The 22,904-nt window shown below is 71.9% G+C and carries 16 protein-coding genes; 9 read left to right on the top strand and 7 right to left on the bottom strand.

The window, feature by feature from the left end; all coding sequences use genetic code 11:
- The first annotated feature begins 391 nt into the window (after positions 1–391).
- The 4 genes from BUS84_RS30800 (at position 392) to ispG (ending at position 7,893) form a co-directional block, all read left to right on the top strand.
- Positions 392–4,084 carry a CARDB domain-containing protein gene (locus BUS84_RS30800; RefSeq protein ID WP_074317832.1) on the top strand — a complete coding sequence of 1,231 codons (3,693 nt, stop codon included), beginning with the start codon at positions 392–394 and terminating at the stop codon, positions 4,082–4,084.
- A 166-nt stretch (positions 4,085–4,250) separates the two neighbouring features.
- Entirely contained in the window at positions 4,251–5,462 is a 1,212-nt protein-coding gene (gene dxr / locus BUS84_RS30805) for a 1-deoxy-D-xylulose-5-phosphate reductoisomerase (protein ID WP_074317833.1), read from the top strand.
- Positions 5,462–6,712, top strand: coding sequence for a M50 family metallopeptidase (locus BUS84_RS30810; protein WP_074317835.1), 1,251 nt, complete (start codon positions 5,462–5,464; stop codon positions 6,710–6,712). The genes dxr and BUS84_RS30810 overlap by 1 nt, the downstream gene beginning before the upstream one ends.
- Before the next feature lie 8 nt (positions 6,713–6,720).
- Entirely contained in the window at positions 6,721–7,893 is a 1,173-nt protein-coding gene (gene ispG / locus BUS84_RS30815) for a flavodoxin-dependent (E)-4-hydroxy-3-methylbut-2-enyl-diphosphate synthase (RefSeq protein ID WP_074317836.1), read from the top strand.
- A 125-nt stretch (positions 7,894–8,018) separates the two neighbouring features.
- Here the strand turns inward: ispG and BUS84_RS30820 are convergent, their stop codons facing one another.
- Positions 8,019–8,591, bottom strand: a complete 573-nt coding sequence (locus BUS84_RS30820; protein WP_074317838.1) for a PadR family transcriptional regulator — start codon at positions 8,589–8,591, stop codon at positions 8,019–8,021.
- A 111-nt stretch (positions 8,592–8,702) separates the two neighbouring features.
- Between BUS84_RS30820 and BUS84_RS30825 the strand changes: the two genes are divergently transcribed.
- Both BUS84_RS30825 and BUS84_RS30830 read left to right on the top strand, forming a co-directional pair.
- Complete coding sequence (locus BUS84_RS30825; protein ID WP_074317839.1) at positions 8,703–9,926, top strand: MFS transporter; 1,224 nt, start codon at positions 8,703–8,705, stop codon at positions 9,924–9,926.
- 57 nt (positions 9,927–9,983) lie between these two features.
- Positions 9,984–10,823, top strand: a complete 840-nt coding sequence (locus tag BUS84_RS30830; protein WP_074317841.1) for a GNAT family N-acetyltransferase — start codon at positions 9,984–9,986, stop codon at positions 10,821–10,823.
- A gap of 95 nt (positions 10,824–10,918) precedes the next feature.
- Here BUS84_RS30830 and BUS84_RS30835 read toward each other — a convergent pair whose 3' ends face one another.
- The gene (locus BUS84_RS30835) at positions 10,919–11,473 is read right to left on the bottom strand and encodes a hypothetical protein (protein ID WP_074319227.1); all 555 of its coding nucleotides are present in this window, start codon (positions 11,471–11,473) and stop codon (positions 10,919–10,921) included.
- A gap of 441 nt (positions 11,474–11,914) precedes the next feature.
- Positions 11,915–12,076, bottom strand: coding sequence for a hypothetical protein (locus BUS84_RS38425; RefSeq protein ID WP_159451046.1), 162 nt, complete (start codon positions 12,074–12,076; stop codon positions 11,915–11,917).
- Between the two features lie 662 nt (positions 12,077–12,738).
- On the opposite strand from BUS84_RS38425, the gene BUS84_RS30840 reads away from it, so the two are divergent.
- Positions 12,739–16,254, top strand: coding sequence for an ABC transporter ATP-binding protein/permease (locus BUS84_RS30840; protein ID WP_074317844.1), 3,516 nt, complete (start codon positions 12,739–12,741; stop codon positions 16,252–16,254).
- 45 nt (positions 16,255–16,299) lie between these two features.
- Here the strand turns inward: BUS84_RS30840 and BUS84_RS30845 are convergent, their stop codons facing one another.
- The 4 genes from BUS84_RS30845 to BUS84_RS30865 all read right to left on the bottom strand — a co-directional run bounded on the left by BUS84_RS30845 (position 16,300) and on the right by BUS84_RS30865 (position 20,621).
- Positions 16,300–17,367 (bottom strand): NADH:flavin oxidoreductase/NADH oxidase, encoded by a 1,068-nt coding sequence (locus tag BUS84_RS30845; protein ID WP_074317846.1) that lies wholly within the window; start codon positions 17,365–17,367, stop codon positions 16,300–16,302.
- Between the two features lie 67 nt (positions 17,368–17,434).
- Positions 17,435–18,739, bottom strand: coding sequence for a dicarboxylate/amino acid:cation symporter (locus tag BUS84_RS30850; RefSeq protein ID WP_208869945.1), 1,305 nt, complete (start codon positions 18,737–18,739; stop codon positions 17,435–17,437).
- Positions 18,740–19,006: 267 nt separating this feature from the next.
- Positions 19,007–19,663 carry a DUF998 domain-containing protein gene (locus tag BUS84_RS30860; RefSeq protein ID WP_074317853.1) on the bottom strand — a complete coding sequence of 219 codons (657 nt, stop codon included), beginning with the start codon at positions 19,661–19,663 and terminating at the stop codon, positions 19,007–19,009.
- Complete coding sequence (locus BUS84_RS30865; protein WP_074317855.1) at positions 19,656–20,621, bottom strand: glutathione S-transferase family protein; 966 nt, start codon at positions 20,619–20,621, stop codon at positions 19,656–19,658. Before BUS84_RS30865 ends, BUS84_RS30860 begins: the two co-directional genes overlap by 8 nt.
- Positions 20,622–20,730: 109 nt before the next feature.
- On the opposite strand from BUS84_RS30865, the gene pcaF reads away from it, so the two are divergent.
- Both pcaF and BUS84_RS30875 read left to right on the top strand, forming a co-directional pair.
- A complete protein-coding gene (pcaF, locus tag BUS84_RS30870) occupies positions 20,731–21,936 on the top strand; it encodes a 3-oxoadipyl-CoA thiolase (protein WP_074317857.1) in 1,206 nt (401 codons plus the stop codon).
- Positions 21,937–22,088: 152 nt separating this feature from the next.
- Positions 22,089–22,901 carry an SAM-dependent methyltransferase gene (locus BUS84_RS30875; RefSeq protein ID WP_074319228.1) on the top strand — a complete coding sequence of 271 codons (813 nt, stop codon included), beginning with the start codon at positions 22,089–22,091 and terminating at the stop codon, positions 22,899–22,901.
- Positions 22,902–22,904 lie beyond the last annotated feature (3 nt).

The following is a 22,904-nucleotide window of genomic DNA, read 5'->3' on the forward strand; positions in this document are numbered from 1 at the left end:
CCCCTTGTTAACGCCAGGCGTTAACAAGGGGCCCTTCCATTCATACGTGGCGTGCTCGTGGGGCGGGGCTCCGCAGAGCGAGTGAACCGACAGCCGTCAATAGTCACGGCGGTCGAAGTGTTGACGTCCCTTGTAGCACGTCAGTAACATCTGGTCAACGTCATGCAAAATCTCGACAAAGGTGTGCTTGATTTCTCGCACGGCGTCGCAAGTTCTCGCGAGCCGCCTCTTTGGCGGTTTTTCTCCCCCGAACCCGCCACCACCACCTCGCCTCTTCGGGCACCTCCCACACCGGCCGGCGCGCCCCCGCGCGTCGGCCGACGACGCGCCGAATCACGCCCCACGCCGTGGTCAGCCCGCCGCGGCACCGTCCCCCAACGACAGGACAGTGATGAGACGAACGAATCTGTTCAGGATGGTGGCGGCGACAGTCGCGGCCACGGTGATCGCCACCGTCGGGTCGGCGGCCGTCGCGAACCCGGCCGGCGCCGCCCGCCCAGCCGACACGACAGCCGCGTCGAGCGCCGCCTTCGCCCCGGCAGCCACCAACCTCGCCCAGGGGCGACCGACCCAGGAGAGCGGCCACGCCGACGTCTACGACTCGTCGAAGGTCGTCGACGGCAACGCGGGCAGCTACTGGGAGAGCGTCAACAATTCCTTCCCCGAGTGGGTGCAGGTCGATCTCGGCTCGTCGCAGGCCGTCAACCAGGTCGTGCTGAAGCTGCCGACCTCCGGCTGGGCGACCCGCACGCAGACTCTGAGCGTGCAGGGCAGCGCCACCGGTTCGTCGTTCACTGACCTGGTCGCCTCGCAGACCTACACCTTCAACCCGGCGAGCGGCAGCACGGTCACGATCAACTTCAGCCAGGCCGCCACCCGGTACGTGCGGATCACCATCACGGGCAACAGCGGCTGGCCGGCCGGGCAGTTGTCCGAGCTCGAGGTGTACGGCAGTGGCGGCACCACCCCGGACACCACCGCACCGAGCGTGCCGGGCAACCTCTCGTACACCCAGTCGGGCAGCACGATCACCCTCAACTGGGGCGCCTCCACCGACTCCGGTGGCAGCGGTCTGGCCGGCTACAACGTCTACCGCGGCGGCAGCCTGATCGCGACGCTGAGCACCGTCCTCACCTACCAGGACACCCAGCCAGCGACGGCGACCGTGTCCTACTACGTCCGTGCCCGGGACGGTGCGGGCAACCTGTCCGGCAACAGCAACACGGTCACCCGGACCGGCACGGTGCCCCCTGCCTGCACGAACGTGGCGCAGGGCAAGACCATGACCGCGAGCGGCTCCACCTTCACCTTCACCCCTGAGAAGGCGAACGACGGGCAGCTCGCGACGTACTGGGAGGGCGCGGCGAGCTATCCGCAGAACCTGACCGTGGCGCTGGGCGCCAACCACTCCGTCTCGGCCGTCACCGTCAAGCTGAACCCGGACCCGGCCTGGGGCACCCGTACGCAGACCATCCAGGTCCTTGGTCGCGACCAGGCCTCGTCGACGTACACCAACCTGGTGTCGGCGGCGAGCTACCAGTTCGTCCAGGGCAACAACGTGGTGCGGATCCCGGTCACCGCGACCACCGCCGACGTGCAGCTGCGGTTCACGGCCAACAGCGGAGCCCCGTCGGGTCAGGTGGCCGAGCTTGAGGTGTGCGGCACGCCGGCACCCAACCCCGACCTGGTCATCAGCTCGGCGACCTGGTCGCCCGCGTCGCCGAGCGAGGCAACTCCGGTCACCCTCTCGGCCGTGGTCCAGAACGTGGGGTCGGCGGCCGCCGGAGCCACCACGGTCAACTTCAGCCTGGCCGGCGCGGTCGTCGGCAGCGCCGCGGTGGGCGCGCTCAGCGCCGGGGGCTCGACCACGGTCTCGTTCAACGCCGGAACCCGTCCGATGGGCAGCTACAGCGTCTCGGCCGTGGTCGACCCGACGAACACGATCGTCGAGCAGAACAACGGCAACAACAGCTACACCACACCCTCGCCGCTGGTGGTCGTGCAGGCTCCGGGTCCCGACCTGCAGGTCCTCAGCATCGCCTCCAACCCGCCGAACCCGGCCGTCGGGGCGTCCGTCACGTTCACCGTGGCGGTACGCAACCGCGGCACCACCGCGACCGGCGCCACCACGGTCACCCGCCTGGCGGTGGGCAGCACCACGCTCAACACCAGTACCGGCTCGATCGCCGCCGGCGCGACGGTCAACGTGGCTGTCGCCGGAAGCTGGACCGCCACCAGCGGCGGCGCCACCATCACCGCCACCGCCGACGCGACCAACACGGTCGCCGAGACCAACGAGACCAACAACGCGCTCTCCCAGTCGATCGTGGTCGGGCGTGGGGCTGCCGTCCCGTACGTTTCCTACGAGGCCGAGGCCGCCCAGTACCAGGGCACGCTGCTGGAGGCCGACCCGCTGCGCACCTTCGGCCACACCAACTTCGCGACCGAGTCCTCCGGCCGCAAGTCGGTACGGCTGAACAGCACCGGGCAGTTCGTCCAGTTCACCTCGACCAACCCCGCCAACGCCATCGTGGTGCGCAACTCCATCCCGGACGCCCCCGGTGGCGGCGGCATCGAGGCGACGATCAGCCTCTACGTCAACGACGTCTTCTCCCGGAAGCTGACACTCTCGTCGCGGCACAGCTGGCTCTACGGCAACACCGACGGGCCGGAGGCGCTGACCAACACCCCGCAGGCCGACGCCCGACGGTTGTTCGACGAGTCGAACGCGCTGCTGTCGCAGTCGTACCCGGCCGGTACCCGATTCAAGTTGCAGCGCGACGCCGGTGACTCGGCCTCGTTCTACGTCATCGACATGATCGACCTGGAGCAGGTGGCGCCGGCGGCGAGCCAGCCGGCCGGGTGCACCTCGATCACGTCGTACGGTGCCGTCCCGAACGACGGGTTGGACGACACCGCCGCCATCCAGCGGGCGGTGACCGACGACCAGAACGGGGTCATCGGCTGCGTCTGGATTCCGGCGGGGCAGTGGCGGCAGGAGCAGAAGATCCTGACCGACGACCCGCTGAACCGGGGTACGCACAACCAGGTCGGCATCAGCAACGTCACGATCCGGGGCGCCGGGATGTGGCACTCGCAGCTCTACACACTGACCGAGCCGCAGAACGTGGTGGGCGGCATCAACCACCCGCACGAGGGCAACTTCGGGTTCGACATCGACAAGAACACCCAGATCTCGGACATTGCCATCTTCGGCTCGGGCCGGATCCGTGGTGGTGACGGCAACGCTGAGGGTGGCGTGGGTCTGAACGGCCGGTTCGGCACGGGCACCAGGATCAGCAACGTCTGGATCGAGCACGCCAACGTGGGTGTCTGGGTGGGTCGGGACTACGACAACATCCCCGACCTGTGGGGCCCGGCCGACGGGCTGGAGTTCAGCGGGATGCGGATCCGCAACACCTACGCCGACGGCATCAACTTCAGCAACGGCACGCGAAACTCGCGGGTGTTCAACTCGTCCTTCCGCACCACCGGCGACGACGCGCTGGCCGTCTGGGCCAACCCGTACGTCAAGGACCGGAACGTGGACATCGCCCACGACAACCGCTTCGTCAACAACACCATCCAACTGCCCTGGCGGGCGAACGGCATCGCCATCTACGGCGGCTACGACAACTCGATCGAGAACAACCTGATCTACGACACCGCGAACTACCCGGGCATCATGCTGGCGACCGACCACGACCCGCTGCCCTTCTCTGGGACGACGCTGATCGCCAACAACGGGCTCTACCGGACCGGTGGCGCGTTCTGGAACGAGGACCAGGAGTTCGGCGCCATCACCCTCTTCCCCGCCACGAGAGACATCACGGGGGTCACGATCCGGGACACCGACATCTACGACTCCACCTACGACGGCATCCAGTTCAAGAACGGCGGCGGCAACATGCCGAACGTCGCGATCACCAACGTGCGGATCGACAAGTCGAACAACGGCGCCGGCATCCTCGCGATGAGCGGTGCCCGCGGAAACGCGACGCTGACCAACGTGACCATCACCAACTCGGCCGACGGCAACATCGTCATCCAGCCGGGGTCGCAGTTCGTCATCAACGGCGGCTAGTCCCGGCCGAGGGTCGCTCCGGCGGCCCTCGGCCGCCCGGCCGGCAGCTTGATCGACCTGGAGTCGATCATCGGGAAAGGCGCCGAGGAAGCCGTCGATCCGCAGGTGGGTGGCGACGGCTGAGGCTCCCAGCGGGCGTACAGCGGCCGTGGGGAAGAATGGCCGGGTGACTTCCCCCCGCGACCTCGTCCTGCTCGGGTCCACCGGCTCGATCGGCACACAGGCCATCGACATCGTCCGGCGCAACCCGGACCGGTTCCGGGTGGTCGCCCTGGGCGCGGGCGGCGGCAACGTCCAACTGCTCGCCGCACAGGCCCTCGAACTCGGCGTCGACGCGGTCGGGGTTGCCAAGGCGTCCGCCGCGCAGGACCTCCAGCTGGCGTTCTACGCCGAGGCGAGCCGGCGCGGCTGGGCCACCGGCGACTTCAAGCTTCCCAAGATCGTGGCCGGGCCGGATGCGATGACCGAGCTGGCGCAGTGGCCGTGCGACATCGTGCTCAACGGGGTGGTCGGATCGCTCGGGCTCGCGCCGACGCTGGCCGCGCTGCGCGGTGGTCGCACCCTCGCCCTGGCCAACAAGGAATCGCTCGTCGCCGGCGGCCCGCTGGTCAAGGCCGCGGTGACGCGGCCGGGGCAGATCGTCCCGGTCGACTCGGAGCACACCGCGTTGGCCCAGTGCCTGCGCTCCGGCTCGCGCGGCGAGGTACGCCGGCTGATCGTCACCGCCAGCGGAGGGCCCTTCCGGGGCCGCAGTCGCGACGAGTTGGCGCAGGTCACGCCCGAGCAGGCGCTCGCACACCCCACGTGGAACATGGGCAAGGTCATCACGATCAACTCCGCCACGATGGTCAACAAGGCGCTGGAAGTGATCGAGGCACACGAGCTCTTCGACGTGCCCTACGCCGACATCACCGTGATGGTGCACCCGACGTCAGTGATCCACTCCATGGTCGAGTTCGTCGACGGCTCGACGATCGCCCAGGCCAGCCCACCGGACATGCGGCTGCCGATCGCGGTCGCCCTGGGCTGGCCGGACCGGGTCCCGGGGGCCGCCTCCGCGGTCGACTGGACGGCCGCGCACACCTGGGAGTTCGCGCCGCTCGACGACACGGCGTTCCCGGCCGTCGCGCTGGCCAAGGCCGCCGGGGAGGCCGGCCGCTGCCGCCCGGCGATCTACAACGCGGCGAACGAGGAGTGCGTCGAGGCGTTCGTGGCCGGTCGGCTGCCGTTCCTGGGGATCGTCGACACCCTCGAACGGGTGTTGGAGGAGGCTCCGGACTTCAGCGAACCGGGTACCGTCGAGGACGTGCTCGCGGCGGAGTCGTGGGCGCGTGCGCACGCGCAGGAGATCATCGCGGGTTCGGTGGAAGGAGCTTGATGGCAAACCTGCTCGGGGTGGCGCTCTTCGCCCTGGCCATCCTCGTCTCGGTGAGCCTGCACGAGGCGGGTCACATGCTGACCGCCAAGGCGTTCGGGATGAAGGTCACGAAGTACTTCGTCGGTTTCGGCCCCACCCTCTGGTCGTTCAAGCGGGGTGAGACGGAGTACGGCATCAAGGGCATTCCGCTCGGCGGCTTCTGCAAGATCGTCGGGATGACCGCCCAGGACGACGACGTCGACCCGGCCGACGAGCCGCGGGCCATGTGGCGCTACCCGGTCTGGAAGCGGACGATCGTCATGTCCGCGGGCTCGATCACCCACTTCGCGCTGGCACTGATCGCCATCTGGATCGCCGCCGTCTCGCTCGGCCTGCCCAACCGCGACTTCCCCTCCACCGAGGCGGAGATCCGCCAGGAGCCGGCGGTGATTGCGCTGTCCGACTGTGTGGTCCCGGACAACGCCGCCCGAGCCTGCGCCCCGGGTGACGTCGCCAGCCCCGCGGCCCAGGCCCAACTGCGCGACGGTGACCGGATCACCTCGGTCAACGGCCGGCCGATCAACAACTACGGCGAACTGCTCGTCGCCCTGCGCGGGCTCAAGCCCGGCGACACCGCCCAGATCGACTACGTCCGCGACGGCCAGCCGGGGAAGACGAGCACCGTGCTCGCGCAGACCCAGCGCCCGCCGCTCGACGACGCGAAGGGCACCGTCGCCCCGGTCGCCGCACTCGGCGTCGGCCTCGTGCCCACCACGCCGACCCGGGTGACCTACGGTCCGGTCGCGGCGTTCGGCGCCACGGCCGACTTCACCCGCGAACTGGCCGTCGGCACGGTCCAGGCGTTGCAGCGGCTGCCGCAGAAGGTCCCCGCCCTGTGGACCGCCATCACCGGCGGCGAGCGTGACGTGGACACCCCGATCAGCGTGGTCGGCGCCAGCCGGCTCGGCGGCGAGGCGTTCGCCAACAAGGCCTGGCTGCTGTTCGTGACGCTGTTCATCTCGTTGAACTTCTTCATCGGAGTGTTCAACCTGCTGCCGCTGCTCCCGCTGGACGGCGGCCACATCGCCATCGCCTGGTTCGAACGGGCCAGGTCCTGGATCTACGCGCGGATCGGCCGTGCCGACCCCGGACGGGTCGACTACCTCAAGCTGATGCCCTTCACGTACGTGGTGATCCTGATCGGTGGCGTGTTCACGCTGCTGACCATCACCGCCGACGTCGTCAACCCGATCACGCTCTTCCCAAGGTGAGTGCTGAAGTGACCGCTGTCAGTCTCGGTATGCCCGCCGTACCGCCCCCGCCGCTCGCTCCCCGCCGGGCCAGCCGCCAGATCATGGTCGGCTCGGTGCCGGTCGGCGGCGGCGCGCCGGTGTCCGTGCAGTCGATGACCACCACCCTCACCTCCGACGTCAACGCCACCCTCCAGCAGATCGCCGAGCTGACCGCGTCGGGCTGCCAGATCGTCCGGGTGGCCGTGCCGTCCCAGGACGACGTCGAGGCGCTGCCGGCAATCGCCAAGAAGTCGCAGATTCCGGTGATCGCCGACATCCACTTCCAGCCCAAGTACGTCTTCGCCGCGATCGACGCGGGCTGCGCGGCGGTCCGGGTCAACCCGGGCAACATTCGCCAGTTCGACGACAAGGTCCGGGAGATCGCCAAGGCCGCCGGCGACGCCGGGGTGCCGATCCGGATCGGCGTCAACGCGGGCTCGCTGGACAAGCGGCTGCTCAGCAAGTACGGCAAGGCCACCGCCGAGGCGCTGGTCGAGTCGGCGCTGTGGGAGTGCTCGCTGTTCGAGGAGCACGGCTTCCGGGACATCAAGATCTCGGTCAAGCACAACGACCCGGTGGTGATGATCCGGGCGTACCGGCAGCTGGCCGAGCAGTGCGACTACCCGCTGCACCTGGGCGTCACCGAGGCTGGCCCGGCCTTCCAGGGCACGATCAAGTCGGCGGTCGCCTTCGGCGCCCTGCTCGCCGAGGGGATCGGTGACACCATCCGGGTGTCGCTGTCCGCCCCGCCGGTGGAGGAGATCAAGGTCGGCAACCAGATCCTGGAGTCGCTGGGGCTGCGCGAGCGGGGCCTGGAGATCGTCTCCTGCCCGTCCTGCGGCCGGGCCCAGGTGGACGTCTACAAGCTCGCCGAGGAGGTCACCGCCGGTCTGGAAGGGCTGCCGGTGCCACTGCGGGTGGCCGTGATGGGCTGCGTCGTCAACGGGCCGGGCGAGGCCCGCGAGGCCGACCTCGGCGTCGCCTCCGGCAACGGCAAGGGCCAGATCTTCGTCAAGGGGAAGGTCGTCAAGACGGTGCCCGAGGCGCAGATCGTGGAGACGCTGATCGAGGAGGCGCTGCGGATCGCCGACGAGATGGGCGCCGAGCTTCCCGAGGAACTGCGCGGGCTGGTCACCGGCCCGACCGTCACCGTCCACTGATCCGCCCGCCGGCGCGTCGGCGACCTGTTACGTAGCGAGCGGCCGTTCCCACTGAGGGAACGGCCGCTCGCTGTCTGTAGCGGGTGCCGGATCTGCCCGTCTCGGGCGGGTGGCACTTCTCGGTGTCACTCCGATTCGGCGAGGATGGCGTACAGCTTGCGCCGGGTCTCGTCGAGCACCTGGGCGGCCCGCTCCCGCTGGTCGTCGGTGCCGTTCATCATCACCTGGCGGAGTGCGTTCATCGCCTGCGCGCCAGAGTCCCGGATGTCGTGCCAACTGCTCACCGTGCCCTGGGCGACGTCCGCCCACGGTGGGGTCTGCGCGGCCTCGGTGGCCTCGGCCTGACCGGCCTCGGTGACCGTGAAACGCTTCCGCCCGCCGCCGGACTCCTCCGTGCTGGCGACGATCACTCCCTCGTCCTCCAGCAGTTGGAGGGTGGGGTAGATCGAGCCCGGGCTCGGACGCCAGGCACCGCCGGTACGGGAGTCGATCTCCTGGATCATCTCGTAGCCGTGCATCGGCCGCTCGGTGAGCAGGGCCAGCACGGCGCCCCGGACGTTGGGGCGTCGACCCCGGCCTCGTCCGCGGCCCCGGCCGCCCCACGGGCCGCCGTGCTCGTGGCCGTGCGGGCCGGGCGGGAAGCCGAAGCCGCGCATCCGGGCCTCGTGCAGCGGGTGCTGCTGTCGATGGAACCTCATTCGTTCTTCCTCTCTACGTACTGTCGCTGATGCATCAACGATATATCGGCAATGCATCGCCGACAAGGGGAACGTTACAAACCGTACGTACGTCTTGCTAGGGTGTCGGGCATGCGCCTGCTTCCACCACCCGGCCCCGCCCGGGTCCTCACCCTCGGCACCCTGGTCAAGACCGTCGGGCGGGGCCTCTGGCTGGTGGCCAGCGCGCTCTTCCTCACCCGGTCCGTCGGCCTCTCACCAACGCAGGTCGGGATCGGGCTCACCATCTCGGCGCTGGCCGGCGTGCTGGCCAGCGCCCCGAGCGGCTACCTCGCCGACCGCGTCGGGCCGCGCGGCGCGCAGGTCGGCGGCCTGATCGTCGCCGGCACCCTCACCGCCGGCCTCATCACCGTCCGTTCCTTCGCCGCCTTCCTGGTGGTGGGCGCCGCCACGGCGCTCGCCGACGCGGTCGAGCGCGGCGCCCGGGGCGCGCTGATCGCCGGCGCGATCCCCGCCGACCAGCGGGTGCACACCCGCGCCTACCTGCGGGCCACCACCAACGTCGGCATCTCCGTCGGTGCCGTCCTCGGCGGCTTCGCCATCGCCGCCGACACCCGCGCCGGGTACGTCGCGCTGATCCTGACCGCGGCGGCCGCGTCGCTGGCCGCTGCGGCGGTCTTCCTCCGTTTGCCCACCGTCGCGCCGGTCGCCGCCCCGACGCACGGACCCCGGCTCATCGCCCTGCGGGACCGCCCGTTCCTCGCCTTCACCCTGCTCGACGGCCTGATGTCCATGCACTTCAGCCTGCTCACCATCGCCCTGCCGCTGTGGATCGCCGGGCACACCGCCGCGCCCGCCTGGATGATCTCCGCGTTGACGCTGATCAACACCGTGCTGGTGGTGCTCCTTCAGGTACGCGCCGCGCGCAGCGCGGTCACCCTGCCGGGGGCCGCCCGCGCCGCCCGGCGGGCCGGGGTGGCCATCGCGCTGGCCTGCGTACTCTTCGCCGCGAGCGGTGCGCTCCCCACGGCGGGCGCTGTCGGCCTGCTCGGCTGCGGGGCGCTCGTGCACGTGATCGGGGAACTGTGGCACTCCGCCGCCGGATGGGGGATCTCCTTCGGGCTGGCGCCCGCGGACGCGCAGGGGCAGTACCAGGGCGCGTACGGCATGGGCTACGAGCTGGGCAAGATGCTCGCGCCGGTGGTGGTGACCACTCTCGCGCTCGGCTGGGGTGTGCCCGGCTGGTTGGTGCTGGGTGGGCTGTTCCTCCTGCTCGGTGCCCTGGTGCCCCCGGTCGTCCGGTGGGCCGGCCGGACCAGGTCGACCAGCCCGGCGGACGAGCCGGTGACTGTCTGAGACCGGCCTCGGCACTCGGCCGGCGGGCCGGGGGTGCGATCTGGCAGGCTGGTAGACGTGCTGACGGTGCCGGTACGGCAACTGGGGGAATCGGAGCGCCGCGCGGTCGAGCGACTGCTCGACCTGGACCCGTTCGCGGGCGCGCAGGTCGCCGAGCGCGTCGCCGCGCGCGGGCTCGCCTGGTGGCGGGCCGAGGGCCGGATCCTGGGGTACGGCCCACGGCGCAACCTGGAATCGCTCTGCTGGATCGGCGGCAACCTCACCCCGGTGCTCGCCACCGACGCCGCGGTGGCCGCCTTCGCCGACCTGCTCGCCGGCGAGGAGCGGCTCTGCTCCTCCATCGTCGGCCGGGCTGACGCCGTCCTCGGGTTGTGGGATCGTCTCTCCGACACCTGGGGTCCGGCCCGGGACGTCCGCCCCAACCAGCCGCTGCTGGCCACCGACGCGCTGCCGGCCGTACCGGTCGACCCGGAGGTGCGCCAGGTCCGCACCGGTGAGGTCGACCGACTCTTTCCGGCGGCGGTGGCCATGTACACCGAGGAGGTCGGCGTCTCCCCGCTGGCCGAGGACGCCGGGCGCAGCTACCGCCGGCGGGTCAACGACCTGGTCCGCGCCGGCCGGGCGTACGCCCGCTTCGTCGACGGCAAGGTCGTCTTCAAGGCCGAACTGGCCGTGGTGACCAAGCGGACCGCGCAGGTCCAGGGCGTCTGGGTGGCGCCGGAGTGGCGGGGCCGCGGGATCGCCACCGCCGCGATGGCGGCGGTGGTGCGCGACGCGCTGCTGCGGGTCGCCCCGACAGTCAGCCTGTACGTCAACGACTTCAACGTGCCGGCCCGCCGGGTCTACGAGCGCTGCGGCTTCCAGCCGGTCGGCACCCTCGCCACGGTCCTCTTCTGACCGCCCGTCGTCGACGCTCTCGTCGGTCGTGGATGTGCCGCTGGCCGGCACCCCGGGTTCGGGGTGCCGGCCAGCGGTCGGTGTCATGCGGTGGGTCAGTTGTTCCAGTGCTGGGCGACCAGGTCGGTGGCCTGCTGCTCCCACTGGGCGTAGGCATCGGGGTAGGCCGAGACCTGCACGGTCTGCGCGGCGTCGGTCAACGCCATGTCCTGCCACCCGTCAACCTGCTTGAGACCCTTGAGGAACGCGGTCGTCGAGTAGGCGGGGTCGGTGATCTGCTCCGGCGTACCCCAACCCGAGCTGGGGCGCTGCTGGAACAGGCCCAGCGAGTCGTGGTCGTTCTTGTCGCCGAGGTGACCCAGGTTCTCCAGCTTCGACTCCTGCAGGCTGGTGGCGATCGAGATGACCGCGGCCCGCTCAGGCAGATCGGCCTTCTTCGTCGCGGCGATGATCGCCTTGACGTTCGCAATCTGCTCGTCGTTGAGGTCGATGTGCGACTGCGCGCCCTGCGCCTTGACCGTCTGCACCGCCACGGCGGCGGGCTTGCCGTCGACGGGGGCGGCGTGGGCGGCGATCGGGCCGGCGAAGACACCACCGGCGAACGCGAGACCAGCAACGGACAGCATGCTCTTACGAATGATCGTGTTCATGGGGGTGAGCTCCTTCAGGGGGTAGACACCCACCGCCCAGTTCGGGGGAACGGCGTGTGGGTGCAAGCACCTCGTCCGGCGCTTTCAACACGGGGGAAAGTCTTTCGGCGGCCTACGGGCGGGGGCCTCGTGGCGCCGGGACCGTGTGTAACGACCGGCGGGCCGGGGTCATTCCGGGGCTGGCCCATCCGTCGACACCCGGTAGATCAGGTGCTGGTGCGGTCGTTCAGGGAGTCTGCAACGACCGCGCACCCGCGGGCATTCCAACCCGCCTGGCTGCCATCCCAACCCCGAGGCGGGGTGGCGGGCCGGTGGTGCTGCGATCGTCAGGGTGTGTAACGACCCCGGGCCGGCCACGATTCCAGCCCACGGGTGCGGCCGGTCACAGGCCAGACACCCCCGATACCGGACATCCGGCACGAGATCGGCGAGCCGTTTCCATCAGGCCGTCCGCCCGAGGGCTCGGCTCGATCCGGAGGGGCTGTCCAATCGGCTGCCCGGCATCGGATGGGCCTGTTGGGGGTTGATCGACTCGATATCGCCGATGTCGGGGTATCCGGTGGCCGTGGATACCGCAATATCGGCGAGGTCGAAGTCGATCATCCCGGGCGAAGGCGATCCGGGGGCGAGGTGGCCAGCGAGCGGTATACCTCAGAGGCATATGTATGACTCACAGGTATACCGCTCACAACACCGACCGTCCCGAGGCGGTGGCCTGGCCACATTCACCGCATGGGCCGGGCCGGCGGCCGTCGGCGGGATGCGTTAAGGGCGCAGGGCTCAGCGCGAACTACGAACCCGACGGGATGGGACTCACCGCACTTGGCGCAAGAATCGGGACGGATCACGATCGCCGTCCGATCCGGGCCTGCCGGAAACAGCGCAGGGTCGGACGGATCATGATCGCCGGTCGACCCGGGCTTGCCGGACACAGCGCAGGGGCCGGACGAGCCCATGATTGCCGCCGATCGGGGCTTGCCGTACCCAGCGCGGGATCACTGCGGACGGGGACCACCGACGGGTTGGGGACCGCAGCGCCCACCGTCCCCTCGGCGCTGTCCGGGGAGGGTCCGGTGGTGGCCGTGACCGGCTGGTCCTTCGACCCGACCGGCCCGATCGACGACGTGCGGGAGGCGCTGCTCGGTATCGTCCGTCGGGTTGCCCGGGCCTGACCGGAAGCCCTGCTCAGAGCGGGTAAATCGGTTGAGGGGGAGGGGCGCAACAGGCACGCTGGATTCTCCGCCACCCACGTCCGGAGGACACCGATGCGCCTGCTCCGTGATCTGTGGGGCACTTCACCACGTCGCCTGACGATCGTCGCCGTCCTGATCGTGCTCGGCGCCGCCGGCCAGGCGGGCGCGTCGGCGCTGGCGGGGGCGGTGCTGGTGCATCGCTCGGCCGGCTTCTTCGCCGTACTGGCCGCGGCGCTGGTCGCCGTGGTGCTCACCGATCTGGCGGTGAGCCTGCTGATGGCCGGCCTGACCGCCGACTGGTCCGCCGACGTGCGTCGGCGGCTCTGCCGGGTCGCGCTCGGGCAGGACCTGCCCACCCTGGAGACCACCCCCGTGGGTGAGCTGCTCGACCGCATCGACGGGGACGTCTACCAGGTGGCGTCGGCGGTCCGCAACCAGGGCACCCGGCTCGCCCAGGGCCTCTGCGTCGGCCTGCTGTCGATGGTCGTCGCGCTGGCCGTGTGGTGGCCGGCCGGGATCGCGATGCTGCTGCTCACGGTGGTGCTCGCCGTCGGCCTGCGCCGGCCCACGGCGCGGATCGGTCCGGCCCGGATGGCCGAGGAGGAGGCATGGTCGGACCTGGCCGCGGTGATGGAGGAGGCGGTGCACGGCCAGGACGACGTACGCACCAGTCTGGCCCGGCCGTACGTGCTGCGGCTGTACGCCCGGCGGGCCGCCGCCGTGCTGTCCCGGGGGCGTCTGGTCTGGGTGTTGTCCGCCCGGGTGGCTGCGGCCGCCACCGCGACGATCCGGGGCGGCATCGGGGTGGTCGTGCTCGGCGGTGCCTGGGCGTTGGCCACCGACCGGATCGACGCTGCCCGCCTCACCGCCATCTGGCTGCTCGCCCTCGCCTTCGGTGCCACCGCGGAACACGTCAGCCGGATGGTGCCGGAGCTCCAGGAGGCCCTCGGCGCGTGGGCCCGGGTGCAACTGCTCCAGAAGGCCCGGCAGGAGCCCCTCGGCGGGGCCAGCCCGACCGACGGTGACCTGCGCATCCGCGACCTGACGTTCGGGTACCAGGTGAGTGGGCCGGAGAGCGGCCGGGGGGCCGCGCTGCGCGGGGTCAGCCTCACCTTCGCGCGTGGCCGCTCGTACGCGCTGATCGGGCGGACCGGCTCGGGCAAGTCGACCCTGGCGAAGGTGCTCACCAGGGCCGTCGACGTGCCGCCGGGAACGGTCTTCCTCGGCGGCACCGACCTGTGCGACCTCGACGTCGAGCAGCTGCGCCGCTGGGTGGCGCTGGTGCCGCAGCGCACCGAGATCCTGGCCGGCACGCTCGCCGAGAACGTCGCGCTCTTCGACCCGGAACTGCTCGACGCCGCAGCCCGAGCGCTCGACGAGCTGGGCCTGGCCGGCTGGATCGCCGAACTGCCGGACGGGCTGGCGACCCGGCTGGGAGAGGGCGGGCACGTGCTCTCCGCCGGTCAGGAGCAGCTGGTGGCGTTCGCCCGGATCCTGGTCCGCGACCCGCACGTGGTGATCCTCGACGAGGCCACCGCACGGTTGGACCCGGTCACCGAGGCACGGGTGCAGCGGGCCACCGAGCGGCTGCTGCGCGACCGGATCGGCATCGTCATCGCGCACCGGCTCTCCTCCGTGCGCCGCTGCGACGAGGTGGTGGTGCTGGCCGACGGCGCGGTGGTCGAGGCCGGGCCGCTGGAAACGTCGACGCGCTTCGCCGAGCTGCTCGCGACCAGCCACGCCGCCGCGTACGCCGCAGTGGTGCCGGCCGGCCGCAGCGGCGCCGGCACCGACCTGCTGGTCGGCCCCGACCCGGCCGATGCCTGGCCGAGCGGGCCGGTGACCGCGCCGGTCGGGCCGGTCGAGCCGGTCGAGCCGAAACGTGCCGACCCGCCGCCACTGCCGCCCGTTCCGCCGGCCCGGACGCTGCGGGAGATCGTCCGACTCTGCACCAACGACCCCCGGTACGGGCTGGCCGCGATCGCGCTGTTCCTCGGGCTCTCCCTGCTCGGGCTGGATGGCCCGGTGCTGCCCTGGCTCTGGGCCGACCTGGTCGACGGGACCGGCAACCCGTACCTGCCGGCCCTGGGGATCGTGGCCGGGCTGCTGGTCACCCTGCCGCTGCCGTTCTACACCCACGTCTGGTTCCCGCAGTGGTGGGTACGGCAGATGCTGCGGATCGGCCTGCGCCTGGTGCACGGCCAGACCGGGCCGCGCCGGGTCAGCTCGCACACCCCGGCCGAGGTGGTGGCGCAGGGCGGTGACACCGAGCGGGTGGTCCAGCTCGCCGACAACGTGCTGGACCAGGCCGTCGCGCTGGTCCTGGTGGTCGCCATGACGGCGGTCACCGGCAGCGTCGTACCGGCGCTGTTCTTCCTCGGCACGATGGTCGTCTCCGGGCTGGCCGCGACGCTGTTCGGGCCGAAGCTCGAACGGGCGGCCCGGGCGACGGTGGCGGCGCGGGCCGCCTTCGCCACCGCGCTGGTCTCCGCGCTCTCCGCGGCGCGGACGGTGAAGCTCGCCGGCGCGACCGCGGCGGTGCTACGCCACCTCGCCGATCTGGACGTGCTGCGCAGCGACCGGCAGCGGCGGGAGATCTCGGTGCAGGTGTGGTCGCGTTCCACGCCGTCGGTGGCCAGCGGCCTGCTACCGATCGGCGCGTGGGCGCTCTACCTGACCGGTGAGCTCTCCGCCGGGGCGGTGCTCGTGGCCGTCTCCACCCTCGGCGCGGCCCGCTGGTTCGCCTGGACCACCGCGTCGTTGATCTCCCAGCTGCCCTCCGCGCGGGTCTGGACCCGGCGCACGGTGGCGATGACCGGGGTGGGCGGGTACTCGGCGGGGGTGCCCGCGGTCGACCTGGCCGCCGGGACGGCGCCCGCGCCGACCCCGCCGCCCCGGCACCCGCTACGCCGGCTGGAGCTGCGCGGTTTCGGCGTGGTGCACTCCGACGGCACGGTGGCCGTCCGGGACGTGGACCTGACCGTGCAACGCGGGCAGCTCGTTCTGGTCGTCGGGCCGGTCGGCTCGGGCAAGTCGTCGCTGCTGCGGGCGTTGGCCGGGATCGTGCACCACACCGGGGAGCTGTCCTGGAACGGTGACCCGGTCACCGAGCCGGAGCTGTTCCTGCGCCCCAACCAGGTCGGCTACGTCGGCCAGTTGCCCCGGGTGCTCTCCGGCACGGTGGCCGACAACATCGCGCTCGGCCACCAGGTGGACGCGGCCGGGGCGGTCAGCACCGCCCAGCTCGACCACGACCTCGCCGCCGCAGGCGGCGGGCTGGGCCTGCTCATCGGGCACAAGGGCACCCGGCTCTCCGGAGGCCAGCTGCAGCGGCTGGCGCTGGCCCGGGCGCTGGCGCCGCGTACCGAACTGCTGGTCGCCGACGACGTGTCGTCGGCGCTGGACGTCACCACCGAGCTGGCGCTGTGGCAGGCGCTGCGCGCCCACGGGGTGACGGTGGTCGGCTCGACCGCGAAGCGCGCCGCGCTGGTCCGCGCCGACCACGTGGTGGTGCTGCTCGGCGGCACGGTGGCCGCCCAGGGTGCCTGGCGGGACCTCGAGGGCGACTGGTCGCACCTGGCCGGCTGACGTTCGGGCGGCTGCCCTGCCAGGCAGCCGCCCGAACGGCGGGGATCAGTTGGCGCGGGCGTACTGGGCGGGCCCGGTGTACGCGACGCCGAGCTTCGCGGCTGCCCGGCGCGGCCAGTACGGGTCGCGCAGCAACTCCCGGCCGAGCAGCACCAGGTCGGCCTCGCCGCCGGCGACGATCTGCTCGGCCTGCTCCGGCTCGACGATCAGGCCGACCGCGCCGGTCGGCACGCCGGCCTCGCGGCGGATCCGGGCGGCCAGCGGCACCTGGTAGCCGGGGCCGAGCGGGATGCGGGCGTCCGGGCGTACGCCTCCGGAAGAGGCGTCGACCAGGTCCACGCCGACACCGGCCAGCTCGCCGGCGAGCACCACGCTGTCCTCGATCGTCCAGCCACCCTCGACCCAGTCGGTGGCGGAGATCCGGGTGAGCACCGGGACGTTCTCGCCGACCGCGGCGCGCACCGCGCGGGCCACCTCCAGGGTGAGCCGCATCCGGGCGGCCCGGTCGCCGCCGTAGGAGTCGGTGCGGTGGTTGGTCAGCGGCGAGAGGAACTCGTGCAGCAGGTAGCCGTGCGCGGCGTGGATCTCCACGGCCGCGAAGCCCGCGGCCAGGGCGCGTTCGGCGGCGGTGGCGAACGCCTCGACCACACCGTCGATGCCGGCCGCGTCGAGGGCGGTCGGCACCCGGTAGTCGGCGACGAACGGCTCGGACCCGGGGCCGACCGGCCTCCAGCCGCCCTCGGCGTCCGGCACGCCGCCGCGGCTCGGGGCCCACGGCCGGTACGTGGAGGCCTTGAACCCGGCGTGCGCGAGCTGGACCGCGGGCACCGCGCCGTGACCGGCGACGAACGCGGTCACCGGACGCCACGCGTCCACGTGTGCGCCGGACCACAGCCCGGTGTCCTGCGGGCTGATCCGGCCCTCCGGCAGCACGGCGGTCGCCTCGGTCAGCACCAGCCCGACCCCGCCGACCGCCCGGCTGCCGAGGTGGATCAGGTGCCAGTCGGTGGGCAGACCGTCCGGACCGGCGGTGTACTGGCACATCGGCGCCATGGCGATCCGGTTGGGCAGGGTGACCGCGCGCAGGGCGAGCGGCGTGAACAGGGAGCTCATTCAGTCATCCTCTCGGAAACGGCGACGGGCCCCCGCGGAGGGGCCCGTCGTCGTCGGTGAGAACTGGTCAGGCGGGGAGGGGGGTCAGCTCGTCCCGCCGCTCGGGCCGGCTGTCCGTGACCGGCTCCGGGTCGGTCAGGTCCCGCCGGCCGGCCGCCTCGTACGCGGCCCGGTCGAGGGTGCCCTCGCGGGCGGCGACCACGGTCGGCACCAGCGCCTGCCCGGCCACGTTGGTGGCGGTGCGGACCATGTCCAGGATCGGGTCGATGGCCAGCAGCAGGCCGGCGCCGGCCAGCGGCAGGCCCAGCGTGCTCAGGGTGAGGGTGAGCATCACGATCGCGCCGGTCAGGCCGGCGGTGGCTGCCGAGCCGACCACCGAGACGAAGGCGATCAGCAGGTAGTCGGTGATGCCGAGGTGCACGCCGAACACCTGCGCCACGAAGATCGCGGCCAGTGCCGGGTAGATCGCGGCGCAGCCGTCCATCTTCGTGGTGGCGCCGAACGGCACCGCGAACGAGGCGTACTCGCGGGGCACGCCGAGCCGCTCGACCGAGCGCTGGGTCACCGGCATGGTGCCCACCGAGGAGCGGGACACGAAGGCCAGCTCGATCGCCGGCCAGGCGCCGGCGAAGAAGCGCAGCGGGTTGAGCCGGCCGGCGGTGATCAGCACCAGCGGGTAGACCACGAACAGCACGATGGCGCAGCCGACGTAGACGGCGGTGGTGAACTTGGCCAGCGGGGCCAGCAGGTCCCAGCCGTACGAGGCGACGGCATTGCCGATCAGGCCGAGCGTGCCGATCGGGGCGAGCCGGATGACCCACCAGAGCGCCTTCTGGACGATCTCCAGCAGCGAGCGGTTCAGCGCCACGAACGGCTCGGCGGCGTCACCCACCAGCAGTGCCGCGGCGCCGACCACGAGGGCGAGGAAGACGATCTGGAGCACGTTGCCCTCGACGAACGCCCCGACCGGGTTGGTGGGCACGATGCCGGTGAGGAAGTCCGTCCACGAGCCGGTGTTCTTCGGCGGTGCCGCACCGCCCAGGTCGAGGGTCACGCCCTTGCCCGGGTTGGTGAGCAGGCCGAGGCCGATGCCGATGGCGACCGAGATCAGTGCGGTGATGCCGAACCACAGCAGGGTCTTCAGCGCGAGCCGGGCGGCGTTGGCCACGCCGCGCAGGCTGACCACGCTGACCACGATGGCGGTGAAGACCAGGGGCGGCACGGCCAGCTTGAGCAGCTGGATGAAGAGGCCGCCGACGGTGTGCAGGGTGCTGGTCAGCCAGCTCAGGTCGTTGGTGCGGGCCAGGAAGCCGAGCGCCACGCCGAGCACGAGGCCGAGCAGGATCTGCACGGAGAAGGGAATCTTGCGCAGGCCGAAAGGCATGAGGGTCTATCCAATGGTCTGGTCTGAACGGGGTAGGCGAAGGAGCGCAGCTACGCCGGACAGATGCCGCTGGCCTGCAGTCGAAGATCGACATACAGGCGAACGGTGAGGTCCCAGACATTGGTCATCGCCAGCCGACGATACGCCGATGGCTGGCCGTCGCAAGGAACGATCCACGTGACGCTCCTTACATGCCCGCTGATCAGCCGTTGAAAGGGGCCCTTCCTATACACGAGGCGTTAAAGGTGCCCTTCCTTACCGGCGGGTGAGGGCGAGCGCGATGGCGGTGGTGAGACCCCACAGGATCGCCAGCGCGAGGATCAGGCGCTCCAGCACGCCCACCACGGCGCCCCGGCCGATCACGAGCATGGCCAGCCCCACCGAGGCGCACAGCGGGAGGCTCAGCGCCCCGGCCCCGCCGGCCAGCCGGCGTACCGTCCGGCCGGCCGGGCCGGACACGGCGAGCGCGACCATCGCGAAGACCACCGACGCGGTCGCCGCGATGCTCGCGCCGCCGTGCACGAGGTCCGCCGCCGTGGCCCGCTCGAACGGCGGCAGCGGGCAGCCGGCGGAGCAGGTCACCGCCCCGGACGCGGCGGTGAACAGGGCACCGGCGGCGAGCAGCGCCGGCGCCGCCCGCACCCCGGGGGGCAGGGCCGCGGCGAGCAGCAGCAGCGAGCCGGCCAGTGCGAGGATCCCGATCCGGTACGTCGCGGCGTGGCCGCCGTCGGCGGTGCCCGCCTCGCTGACGTACCCGGTGAGCCACGGCCCGGAACCGGAGAGCACCGCGACCACCACCGCGACCGCACCGGCCAGCCCCGACCCGGCGGAGGCCCACCCGGCGGCCCGGCGCGCGACGTCCGCCCGGGCTGCCGGTGCGGTCGTGGTGCCGGACCGGCCCGGCTCAGCCACGCCCGTGCGGCGTGGTCCAGCCGGACTCGTCGGGCCCGAGCGGCACGATGCCGCTCGGGTTGATCTCCCGGTGGGTGCCGTAGTAGTGCCGCTTGATGTGGTCGAAGTCCACCGTCTCGCCGAAGCCCGGGGTCTGGAACAGGTCCCGGGCGTACGCCCAGAGCACCGGCATCTCGGTCAGCTTCTGCCGGTTGCACTTGAAGTGCCCGTGGTACGCGGCGTCGAAGCGGACCAGCGTGGTGAACAGCCGCACGTCGGCCTCGGTGATCGCGTCGCCCATCAGGTAGCGCTGCCCGGCCAGCCGCTCGGAGAGCGCGTCCAGCCGGGCGAAGAGCGCCCGGAACGCCTCGTCGTACGCCTCCTGGGAGGTGGCGAAGCCGCACCGGTAGACGCCGTTGTTGACGTCAGTGTGGATCTCGGCCATCAGCGCGTCCATCTCGGGGCGCAGCTCGACCGGGTACAGATCCGGGGCGTCGGGGGCGTGCAGACGCCGCCACTCGGTGGACAGGTCGAGGGTGAGCTGCGGGTAGTCGTTGGTGACCACCCGGCCGGTCAGCGTGTCGACCAGCGCCGGCACGGTCACCCGGCCGGTGTAGTCCGGGTCGGTCGCCAGGTACGCCTCGGAGAGGAAGCTGACGCCGAGCACCGGGTCGAAGCCGTCCGGGTCGAGGGCGAACGCCCAGCCCCGCTCGTCCCGGATCGGGTCGACGGTGCCCAGCGAGATCGCGTCGTCCAGCCCGAGCAGCCCGCGCACGATCCGGGCCCGGTGCGCCCACGGGCAGGCGCGGCACCAGATCAGTCGGTAGCGGCCCGCCTCCAGCGGCCAGCGGTCCTGCTCGTCCGGGCCACCGCCGGGCGGGGAGGTCGAGTCCGGGGTGACCCGGCCGGCGAACCGGTTGGGCTGGCGGACGAACGCGCCGCCGCCACTGGTCTCTGCGCTGAACTGGGCCCGAGCCATGCCGTCAACCTATCCGCTGTGGGCGCGGATATCCTGGCGGCTGGTAGCCCGCACGACCCCGGTGGGCGCCTCCACCCCCCCCCGCCGTCTCCACCCCGAAGGACTCGCGATGACCGTGGCATACCTGGTGGCCGGTGTCCGCACCCCGATCGGCCGGTACGCCGGCGCGCTGGCCGGTGTCCGTCCCGACGACCTGGCCGCGCACGTGATCCGCGAGCTGGTCGCCCAGCACCCGTCGGTGGACTGGGCCCGGGTGGACGACGTCGTGCTCGGCTGCGCCAACCAGGCCGGCGAGGACAACCGCAACGTGGCCCGGATGGCGGCGCTGCTGGCCGGCCTGCCCGAGGACGTGCCTGGCAGCACGGTCAACCGGCTCTGCGGCTCCGGGCTGGACGCTCTCGCCACCGCCGCCCGCTCCATCGTGGCCGGGGACGCGGAGCTGGTGGTCGCCGGCGGGGTGGAGAGCATGAGCCGGGCGCCGTTCGTGATGCCGAAGGCGACGTCGGCGTACTCCCGCTCGGCGGAGGTGTACGACACCACGCTGGGCTGGCGGCTGGTCAACCCGCTGATGCGCGACGGCTGGGGGATCGACTCGATGCCGGAGACGGCGGAGAACGTGGCCGCCGAGTACGGCGTCAGCCGGTCCGAGCAGGACGCCTTCGCGTACCGCTCGCAGCAGCGCGCGGCCAAGGCGCAGGCCGACGGCCGCTTCGCCGAGGAGATCGTGCCGGTCTCGGTGCCGGCCGGCCGCCGGGAGACCCGGCTGGTCGAGGTCGACGAGCACCCTCGGGAGACCTCGCTGGAGAAGCTTGCCGCGCTGCCCACCCCGTTCCGGGAGGGCGGCACGGTGACCGCCGGCAACTCCTCCGGCGTCAACGACGGTGCGGTCGCGCTGCTGGTGGCCGGCGAGGCCGCGGTGGCCCGGTACGGCCTCACCCCGCTGGCCCGCATCAGCGGCGCGGCGGCGGCTGGCGTGCCACCCCGGATCATGGGGATCGGCCCGGTGCCGGCCACCCGCAAGCTGCTCGACCGCGCCGGCGTCGAGTTGAGCGCGGTGGACGTGGTGGAGCTGAACGAGGCTTTCGCCGCGCAGTCCGTGGCGGTGCTGCGTGAGCTGGGGCTGCCCGCGGACGCCGAGCACGTCAACCCGAACGGCGGCGCCATCGCGTTGGGGCACCCGTTGGGCGCCAGCGGCGCTCGGCTCGCGTTGACCGCAGCCCTGGAACTGCGCCGTCGCGGCGGCCGGCGGGCCCTGGCCACCATGTGCATCGGTGTCGGGCAGGGCATCTCGCTGCTGCTGGAGTCGGCCGCCTGAGCGCTAAAAGGGCGTGAAGGGATCTCCCGGACGCGGGAGTCGGCGGCTTAGAGTGGTCGACACCACACGACCCGCGGGTCGACCGGTGGTCGCGCGTGTCCGCCGACGCCGGTGCCGTCCCGCGCCGCGGCGATGAACTGGGGAGCACGCTGATGCCGGACGGACTGCCGACCGAGATCGATCTGACCAGGCCGAGCGCGGCCCGGGTGTACGACTACTTCCTGGGCGGGGCGCACAACTTCGAGATCGACCGTCGGCTGGCCGAGCAGATCGCCAGCATGACCCCGAATCTCGCCGCCACCATGCGCTCCGGTCGGGATTTCCTCCGCCGGGCCGTCCGGGCTCTGCTCGACGCCGGTATCGAGCAGTTCCTCGACATCGGCTCCGGAATTCCCACCGTGGGCAACGTGCACGAGGTGGCTCAGGGGGCGAACCCCAAGGCCCGGGTGGTCTACGTCGACATCGATCCGGTTGCCGTCGCGCACAGCCGGGAACTGCTCGCCGGCAACGATCTGACCGGGGTGATCCACGCCGACCTGCGCGACCCGGAGCGGATCCTGGCCGAGACCCGCCAGCTGGGGCTGATCGACTTCAGCCGGCCGATGGGCATCCTGCTGGCCGGTGTCGTGCACTTCATCCCGGACGCCGACCGGCCCGAGGACATCCTGGCCACCCTGCGGGCCGCCGCCGCGCCCGGCAGCTTCCTGGTCATCTCCCACTCCACCTTCGAGGACCAGCCGCAGGAGATGCTGGACGCCCAGCGGCTCTCCTCGCGGACGGACACCGAGATCACCCTACGTTCCCGCGCGCAGGTCACCGGCTTCTTCGGCGACTGGACCGTCCTCGAACCGGGCGTGGTGCACATGCCGCTCTGGCGTCCGGACTCACCGTCCGATGTGGATGAGCACCCGGAGCGGTTCGGCGCCTTCGGAGGCGTCGCCCGGTACGACCAGCCCGCCGGCTGATCC

The sequence above is a fragment of the Micromonospora cremea genome (assembly GCF_900143515.1).
In the GTDB taxonomy this organism is placed as follows: Bacteria; Actinomycetota; Actinomycetes; order Mycobacteriales; family Micromonosporaceae; genus Micromonospora; species Micromonospora cremea.

Coding starts and splice junctions, on each gene's coding strand:
- BUS84_RS30800 (WP_074317832.1), top strand. CDS start 392: ATGAGACGAACGAATCTGTTCAGGATGGTGGCGGCGACAGTCGCGGCC.
- BUS84_RS30810 (WP_074317835.1), top strand. CDS start 5,462: ATGGCAAACCTGCTCGGGGTGGCGCTCTTCGCCCTGGCCATCCTCGTC.
- BUS84_RS30820 (WP_074317838.1), bottom strand. CDS start 8,591: ATGAGGTTCCATCGACAGCAGCACCCGCTGCACGAGGCCCGGATGCGC.
- BUS84_RS30825 (WP_074317839.1), top strand. CDS start 8,703: ATGCGCCTGCTTCCACCACCCGGCCCCGCCCGGGTCCTCACCCTCGGC.
- BUS84_RS30835 (WP_074319227.1), bottom strand. CDS start 11,473: ATGAACACGATCATTCGTAAGAGCATGCTGTCCGTTGCTGGTCTCGCG.
- BUS84_RS38425 (WP_159451046.1), bottom strand. CDS start 12,076: ATGATCGACTTCGACCTCGCCGATATTGCGGTATCCACGGCCACCGGA.
- BUS84_RS30840 (WP_074317844.1), top strand. CDS start 12,739: ATGCGCCTGCTCCGTGATCTGTGGGGCACTTCACCACGTCGCCTGACG.
- BUS84_RS30845 (WP_074317846.1), bottom strand. CDS start 17,367: ATGAGCTCCCTGTTCACGCCGCTCGCCCTGCGCGCGGTCACCCTGCCC.
- BUS84_RS30865 (WP_074317855.1), bottom strand. CDS start 20,621: ATGGCTCGGGCCCAGTTCAGCGCAGAGACCAGTGGCGGCGGCGCGTTC.
- pcaF (WP_074317857.1), top strand. CDS start 20,731: ATGACCGTGGCATACCTGGTGGCCGGTGTCCGCACCCCGATCGGCCGG.
- BUS84_RS30875 (WP_074319228.1), top strand. CDS start 22,089: ATGCCGGACGGACTGCCGACCGAGATCGATCTGACCAGGCCGAGCGCG.